The following is a 2,562-nucleotide window of genomic DNA, read 5'->3' as shown; positions in this document are numbered from 1 at the left end:
AAACCCTCCACATTTCCAAACTCTTGGAAATGGCAGAAGAACATGGCATTGAAAACGCCAACCGTTTCCGCAAACAAGACCTCGTTTTTGCCATCGTCCGCCAGATGATGAAGCAGAATGTCAGCTTCACCTGCTCCGGTACACTCGAAATCCTGCCCGACGGCTTCGGTTTCTTGCGCAGCGCAGATACTTCTTACCTTGCCGGCCCTGACGATATTTATGTTTCGCCAACGCAAATCCGCCGCTTCAATCTGCACACCGGCGACACCATCGAAGGCAGCGTGCGCGTGCCTAAAGACAACGAGCGTTATTTCGCGCTTGTCCGCCTCGATACCATCAACGGCGATCAGCCCGAAGTCTGCAAACACAAAATCCTCTTTGAAAACCTCACGCCTTTATTTCCAACCGAACAATTCAAGCTTGAGCGCGACATCAAAGCCGAAGAAAATCTGACCGGCCGCGCCATCGACTTGGTTTCCCCAATTGGTAAAGGCCAACGTGCATTGTTGGTTGCGCCGCCTAAAACCGGTAAAACCGTGATGTTGCAAAACATTGCTCATGCCATTACCGCCAATTATCCCGATGTTGAGCTGATTGTCCTGTTGATTGACGAGCGTCCGGAAGAAGTGACCGAAATGAGCCGTTCTGTACGCGGCGAAGTGGTTTCCTCTACGTTTGACGAGCCTGCGCAACGCCATGTACAAGTGGCCGAGATGGTGATTGAAAAAGCCAAACGCATGGTCGAACACAAAAAAGACGTGGTGATTCTGCTGGATTCGATTACCCGTTTGGCACGCGCCTACAATACCGTTGTGCCGACTTCGGGCAAAATTCTGACCGGCGGTGTCGATGCCAACGCTTTGCACCGTCCGAAACGCTTTTTCGGCGCAGCGCGTAATGTGGAAGAGGGCGGTTCGCTTACCATTATTGCGACGGCACTTGTTGAAACCGGCAGCCGCATGGACGATGTGATTTACGAAGAGTTCAAAGGCACGGGTAATATGGAATTGCACCTTGACCGCCGCATGGCAGAAAAACGCCTATTTCCGGCCATCAGCATCAATAAATCCGGTACGCGCCGCGAAGAATTGCTGGTGCCGAACGATCAGTTGCAACGTATGTGGCTCTTGCGCAAATTCTTGCATCCTATGGACGAAATCGAAGCAACCGAGTTTTTGGTGGGTAAACTCAAAGACTCTAAAAATAACGACGATTTCTTTGAATTGATGCGCGGTAAATAAGCATAAGGCCGTCTGAATATGTTTCAGACGGCCTTTACTTTGCTTGAGGAACCTTTATGACCATCCGAATGAATTGGCAAAACTTATTGTCCACCCAACGCTTCCGTACCAAAAACGGCGAAATCGTGCCGACCGTTACCCCTTCGACGCAGGAAGGTGCCGATGCTTTGCGTACGGATTTTCACATCGACTACGACCGGGTTGTTTTCTCCGGAGCCTTCCGTCGCCTTGGCCGTAAAACGCAAGTGCATCCGCTGGCGCAACATGACTTGACGCACAACCGTCTGACGCACAGCGTTGAAGTTGCCAGCGTGGGCAGGAGCTTGGGTAACCGCGTGGGCGTGATGTTGCACAACGGCGGTTTTCTGCCGCAGGGCAATACGCCCAGCGATATTGGTGCCGTGGTGCAGGTTGCCTGTTTGGCGCATGATTTGGGCAATCCGCCGTTTGGCCATACCGGCGAAGATGCTTTGCGCGATTGGTTCAGACGGCCTGAACATCAAATTTATCTGAACACATTAAACGAAGCGGAACGCAATGATATTCAAACTTATGAAGGCAATGCGCATAGCCTGCGTATCGTTGCCAGCCTTGAAATGTATCCGGAGGCGGGCGGAATGCGCCTGACTGCGGCAGCCATCGGCGCATTGCTGAAGTATCCGTGGACAACGCAACATCCGAACGGCAGAAAGAAATTCAATATTTATCAAACCGAGTTGCCGTTTATCCGTCAAGTTGCCGACGAATTGGGGCTGGTTTCCGCAGGAGTAGACAGCTGGGCGCGCCATCCTTTGTCTTATTTGATGGAGGCTGCCGACGATATTTGCTATGCCTTGCTGGACTTGGAAGATGCCGTCGAATTGGATTTGCTCACGGATACGGAAGTGGAAAGTATTTTGTCCGAGCTGACCTTTGCCGAAAGTGCATGGCACGCCAGCTCCAGCCGTCAGCGTTGCGCCATGTTACGCGGCATTGCGATCGGCAAGGCGATTGATGATGTCGCGCAAACCTTTATGCTGCATCAGTCCGATTTGTTGGACGGAACATTCAAAGGCAAAGACTTGCTTGCGTTGTGTAGCCCGCAAGTGCAAAACACTTTGGCAAAAGCAAAAGATTTGGCGCAAACACGGATTTTCCGCCATCACACCAAGCTCTTGACCGAAATTGCTACATTCCCATGTTTAGGATCTATCTTAGATTTACTCGTCCCTGCCGCGTATGCCCTGATTGCTGAAAAACAGCTGGCAACACGTCAGTCTTTGGCGTTGGAATTATTGAAAAAGCACAATCCGATTCTTCCTGAAGACAGTCTGTATCAGGC

At 51.2% G+C, this 2,562-nt stretch carries 2 protein-coding genes; both read left to right on the top strand.

Going from position 1 to position 2,562, the window contains the following annotated elements; all coding sequences use genetic code 11:
• The coding region (gene rho, locus ACTHUT_RS17780; protein WP_440419252.1) for a transcription termination factor Rho at positions 1-1,241 on the top strand (1,241 nt) is incomplete at its 5' end.
• Positions 1,242-1,297: 56 nt separating this feature from the next.
• The coding region (locus ACTHUT_RS17775) for a deoxyguanosinetriphosphate triphosphohydrolase (RefSeq protein WP_440419251.1) at positions 1,298-2,562 on the top strand (1,265 nt) is incomplete at its 3' end.

The sequence above is a fragment of the Neisseria sp. P0022.S010 genome, from assembly GCF_051956635.1.
The sequence above is the reverse complement of the archived record's forward strand: the minus strand, read 5'-3'. Positions and strand labels throughout refer to the sequence as shown.